At 63.1% G+C, this 5,745-nt stretch carries 3 protein-coding genes; 2 read left to right on the top strand and 1 reads right to left on the bottom strand.

Going from position 1 to position 5,745, the window contains the following annotated elements; translation table 11 throughout:
• A partial coding sequence (locus tag EN991_RS20920; protein WP_127369453.1) for an S-(hydroxymethyl)glutathione dehydrogenase/class III alcohol dehydrogenase occupies nucleotides 1-1,058 on the bottom strand: 1,058 nt, incomplete at its 3' end.
• 196 nt (nucleotides 1,059-1,254) lie between these two features.
• On the opposite strand from EN991_RS20920, the gene EN991_RS20925 reads away from it, so the two are divergent.
• Complete coding sequence (locus EN991_RS20925) at nucleotides 1,255-3,267, top strand: acetyl/propionyl/methylcrotonyl-CoA carboxylase subunit alpha (protein WP_127369454.1); 2,013 nt, start codon at nucleotides 1,255-1,257, stop codon at nucleotides 3,265-3,267.
• A gap of 107 nt (nucleotides 3,268-3,374) precedes the next feature.
• The coding region (dnaE, locus tag EN991_RS20930) for a DNA polymerase III subunit alpha (protein WP_127369455.1) at nucleotides 3,375-5,745 on the top strand (2,371 nt) is incomplete at its 3' end.

Here is a 5,745-nt window from a genome sequence, read left to right on the forward strand (position 1 = left end):
AGCTTGAGCGTGTGGGTGATCATCGGGTCGATTTGGATCTTGCCGTCCATGTACCAGTCGACGATCTTCGGCACATCGGTGCGGCCGCGCGCGCCGCCGAAGGCGGTGCCCATCCAGGTGCGGCCGGTGACCAGCTGGAACGGCCTAGTCGAGATCTCCTGGCCGGCGCCGGCAACGCCGATGACCACCGACTTGCCCCAGCCGCGATGCGAGGCTTCCAGCGCCTGACGCATGACCTTGGTGCTGCCCGTGCAGTCGAATGTGTAGTCGGCGCCGCCGATCTGGTCGGCGCCACGCTTGGTCATGTTGACGAGGTAGGGCACGACATCGCCGTCGATCTCCTTCGGATTGACGAAATGCGTCATGCCGAAGCGCTCGCCCCACTCCTTCTTGTCGTTGTTCAAATCGACGCCGATGATCATGTCGGCGCCGGCAAGTTTCAGGCCCTGGATGACGTTGAGGCCGATGCCGCCGAGGCCGAAGACGACCGCGGTGGCGCCGATCTCGACCTTGGCGGTGTTGATCACGGCACCGATGCCGGTGGTGACGCCGCAGCCGATGTAGCAGATCTTGTCGAAGGGCGCGTCGGGATTGACCTTGGCCAGTGCGATCTCGGGCAGCACGGTGAAGTTGGAGAAGGTCGAGCAGCCCATATAGTGAAAGATCTTGTCCTTGCCGATCGAGAAGCGCGACGAACCATCGGGCATGAGGCCCTGGCCCTGCGTGGCGCGGATCGCCGTGCAGAGGTTCGTCTTCCTCGACAGGCAGGACGGGCACTGGCGGCATTCGGGCGTATAGAGCGGGATGACGTGGTCGCCCTTCTTGAGCGAGGTGACACCCTTGCCGACATCGACGACGACGCCGGCACCCTCATGGCCGAGGATGGCCGGAAACAGACCTTCCGGATCGGCGCCCGACAGTGTGAATTCGTCGGTGTGGCAAATACCTGTCGCCTTGATCTCGACCAGCACTTCGCCCTCGCGCGGGCCCTCGAGGTCGACCTCCATGATCTCCAGCGGCTTTCCGGCGGCGACAGCGACAGCGGCGCGGGTTTTCATCAGGCGTCCTCCAATGCGAATTTTTCCAAGGTTTCAGGTTTTGCCGACACGATCAACTGGCAGCTGGCTCCCCGACTGGGCCACAGCGATGAATTGGAATCGCAAGTCGATTGAAAGGCAGTGAATTGCATGGTCGGCTTGACCCTGCAAGCACAGGCCATAAAAGGAACGGCCGACCCGAGGGATGACATTTCGCATGTTCACCAAGATCCTGATCGCCAATCGCGGCGAAATTGCCTGCCGCGTCATCAAGACGGCGCGCAAGATGGGCATTGCCACGGTCGCGGTCTATTCCGATGCCGATCGCGACGCCGTGCATGTCGAGATGGCCGACGAGGCGGTGCATATCGGGCCTTCGCCAGCCGCGCTGAGCTATCTCGTCCCTGAAAAGATCATCGCCGCGTGCAAGGAGACGGGAGCCCAGGCCGTGCACCCCGGCTACGGATTCCTGTCCGAGCGGGCGGCCTTCTGTGAGGCGCTGGAAGCGGAAGGCATCATTTTCATCGGCCCGAAGCCCAAGGCGATCAAGGCGATGGGCGACAAGATCGAATCGAAGAAGTTCGCCAACGCCGCCAAGGTTTCCACCGTGCCCGGCTGGCTCGGCGTCATCGAGAATGCCGACCATGCCGAAAAGATCGCCGGCGAAATTGGCTATCCCGTGATGATCAAGGCTTCGGCCGGCGGCGGCGGCAAGGGCATGCGCATCGCCTGGAGCGAAGCCGAAGTGCGCGATGGCTTCGACCGCGCGCGCTCGGAAGCCAAGAGTTCGTTCGGCGACGATCGTCTCTTCATCGAGAAATTCGTCGTCGATCCGCGCCACATCGAAATCCAGGTGCTGGCCGACGCGCATGGCAACGCGCTCTATCTCGGCGAGCGCGAATGCTCGATCCAGCGACGCAACCAGAAGGTCGCCGAAGAGGCGCCGTCGCCATTCCTGGACGCAGCGACACGCAAGACCATGGGCGAGCAGTCTGTGGCGCTGGCCAAGGCCGTCGACTACCAGAGCGCCGGCACGGTCGAATTCATCGTCGACAAGGACAAGAACTTCTATTTCCTTGAAATGAATACACGATTGCAGGTCGAGCACCCGGTGACGGAGCTCATCACCGGCATCGATCTGGTCGAGCAGATGATCCGCGTCGCCGCCGGCGAAAAGCTTGGCCTGAAGCAAAGCGACATCGAGCTGAACGGCTGGGCGGTGGAAAGCCGGCTCTATGCCGAAGACCCTTACCGCAATTTCCTGCCTTCGATCGGCCGGCTGACGCGCTACCGGCCGCCGGAGGAAGGACAATTCGGCGATGTCGTCATCCGCAACGACACCGGCGTCACCGAAGGCTCCGAAATCTCGATGTTCTACGATCCGATGCTGGCCAAGCTGTGCACCTGGGCGCCGACGCGTCTGGAAGCCATCGATGCCATGTCGGAAGCGCTCGACAGCTTCGTCGTCGACGGAATCGAGCACAACATTCCGTTCCTGGCTGCCTTGATGCAGCATCAGCGTTGGCGGGAAGGGCGGATATCGACCGCTTTCATATCGGAGGAATATCCCGACGGTTTCGCGCCGGTCGTGCCGAACGACGACGAGAAAGCGGTGCTGGCGTCGATCGCGACCGCAGTGGAACTGCTGCGACGTGATCGGCTTGACCGGCTGGGCGGGCGCCTGGCGCCGCATTCGGGAGCGCTGAAGCGCGACTGGGTCGTGAAGATCGATGATGACTATCTGTCGGCGTCCATCATCGAGGGCATGATTTCCATTCCGATGGAAGTCGATCTGTCGATCGCGGGCGGCAAGGCGCTGACCGTTGCATCCGACTGGCGGCCGGGCGATCTGGTCTGGCGCGGTACGGTCGGCAAGCGCAAGGTTACGGCTCAGGTCAGGCCGGTCGCCAATGGCTTTCGCATCGCCTGGAAAGGCATGTCGGTGACCGCGCGCGCCATGCTGCCGCGCACCGCCGAACTGGAAAGGCTGATGCCCGAAAAGGTGGCGCCGGACACGTCGAAGCTGCTGCTTTGCCCGATGCCCGGCCTTGTCGTGTCGATTGCCGTTGCCGAAGGCCAGGAGGTCAAGGCAGGCGAGACATTGGCTGTGGTCGAAGCGATGAAGATGGAAAACGTGCTGCGTGCCGAACGCGACCTTGTCGTCTCCAAACTCAACGCCAAGCCGGGCGACAGCCTGGCTGTCGACGCCGTGATCATGGAGTTTGCTTAGGGCTAGCCGGGCAGGCAGCCTGTGATCAGCAGTGGTTTGTGCTGGACTGGCATGGCGCGGTCCCGGACAATACATCTCCATCGACTCAAGGACCTTCACGCAGCACCATGGCCGACGAAAAACTCCCCCGCGATCCCTTGAAGCGAGAAGCGGCGATTGCTGCGGCGCGGCCGGAGGCCCCGGCGCGGCCCTTCGTCCATTTGCGCGTGCATTCGGCCTATTCGCTGCTGGAAGGCGCCTTGCAGATCGGCAAGGTGGTGGCTCATGCGGTCAAGGACGAAGCCCCGGCCATCGCCGTTACCGACACCAACAACCTGTTCGGCGCGCTCGAATTCGCGCAGAAGGCGGTGAAGGACGGCATCCAGCCGATCATCGGCTGCCAGACGGCGCTCGCCTTTTCCGGCGAAAACAGCGATGGCCAGCGCGACCGCCGACGGCAAGGTCCCGATATGCGGCCGGTCGTCCTGCTTGCCGCGACCGAGGCGGGCTATTCCAATCTGGTCAGGCTGGTCAGCCGCGTCTACCTCGAAACGCCGCCGGGCGAAGCCGTGCACCTGACCACCGAAATGATGGAAGGCTATTGTGACGGGTTGATCTGCCTCAGCGGCGGACCGCGCGGACCGATCGGCACCGCGCTCAAGGAAGATCGCCGCGATCTGGCCGAAGCCCGGCTTTTGACCCTCAAGGAGATGTTCGGCGACCGGCTCTATGTCGAGCTTGACCGGGTTTCCGGTTATGATCGCGTGATCGAAAAATCCTCGATCGATCTGGCCTATGCCCATGAACTGCCGCTGGTCGCCACCAACGAGGCGTTCTTTTCCTCTCGCGACGACTATGATGCACATGACGCGCTGATTGCCATTGCCGAGGGATCGGTCGTTGCCGCTGACAACCGCCGCCGGCTGTCGCCCGACAATTTCCTGCGCAGCCAGGCCGATATGGCAAGGCTCTTTGCCGACCTGCCGGAGGCGATCGACAACACTGTCGAGATCGCGCTGCGCTGCTCCTATTACCCGAAGAACCGCAATCCGATCCTGCCGCGCTTCACCGGCGGCGATGTCGCAGACAATGACGCCGCCGTGCAGGCGGAAGCCGACGAACTGGCCCGCCAGGCCCATGAGGGGCTCGACGCGCGCCTTGCCATGCATGGCCCGACCGCGGGCTATACGGTCGAGCAATACCGCGAGCGGTTGAACTTCGAGCTTGGCATCATCACCAAGATGAAGTTTCCCGGCTACTTCCTGATCGTTGCCGACTTCATCAAATGGGCCAAGGCGCAAGGCATTCCGGTCGGGCCTGGCCGCGGTTCGGGCGCAGGCTCGCTGGTCGCCTATTCGACCACCATCACCGACATTGATCCGCTGCGCTTCTCGCTGCTGTTCGAGCGCTTTCTCAATCCCGACCGCGTGTCGATGCCCGACTTCGACATCGACTTCTGCCAGGATAGGCGCGAGGAGGTCATCCGCTACGTCCAGCAGAAATACGGCCGCGACCAGGTCGGCCAGATCATCACCTTCGGTACGCTGCAGGCGCGCGCCGTGCTGCGCGACGTCGGCCGCGTCCTGCAGATGCCCTATGGCCAGGTCGACAAGCTCTCCAAGATGGTGCCGCAGAACCCGGCCAATCCGGTCAAGCTCGCCGACGCCATCGCCAACGAGCCGCGCTTTGCCGAAGAGGCCGAGAGGGAGCCGATCGTCCAGACGCTGCTCGACATGGCGCAGAAGCTGGAAGGCCTCTACCGCCATGCCTCGACGCACGCCGCCGGCATCGTCATCGGCGACCGGCCGCTGTCGGAGCTGGTGCCGATGTACCGCGATCCGCGCTCGGACATGCCCGTCACCCAGTTCAACATGAAATATGTCGAGCAGGCCGGACTGGTGAAGTTCGACTTCCTCGGCCTGAAGACGCTGACCGTGCTGGAGACGGCGGTGAAGCTGATCCGCCGGCGCGGCATCGAGATCGACCTGGCAACCATCCCGCTCGACGATCCCGAGACCTACGCCATGCTGTCGCGCGGCGAAGTGGTCGGCGTGTTCCAGGTGGAAAGTGCCGGCATGCGCAAGGCGCTGATCGGCATGCGGCCCGACTGCATCGAGGACATCATCGCGCTGGTCGCACTGTATCGACCCGGCCCGATGGAAAACATCCCGACCTACAACGCCCGCAAGCATGGCGAGGAGGAGATGGCCTCGATCCATCCCAAGATCGACCATCTGGTGAAGGAGACGCAAGGCGTCATCGTCTACCAGGAACAGGTGATGCAGATCGCGCAGGAGCTGTCGGGCTACTCGCTCGGCGAAGCCGATCTGCTGCGCCGCGCCATGGGCAAGAAGATTCGCGCCGAGATGGACAAGCAGCGCGAGCGCTTCGTCTCCGGCGCGGTCGAGCGTGGCGTCGGCAAGCCGCAAGCCGACTTCATTTTCGACCTGCTGGCCAAGTTCGCCGACTATGGTTTCAACAAATCGCACGCCGCCGCCT

Source organism: Mesorhizobium sp. M7A.F.Ca.US.005.03.2.1 (genome assembly GCF_003997795.1).
GTDB lineage: Bacteria > Pseudomonadota > Alphaproteobacteria > Rhizobiales > Rhizobiaceae > Mesorhizobium > Mesorhizobium ciceri.

Excerpts from the sequence above, each read along its gene's own strand:
- EN991_RS20925 (WP_127369454.1), top strand. The coding sequence starts at position 1,255 with ATGTTCACCAAGATCCTGATCGCCAATCGCGGCGAAATTGCCTGCCGC.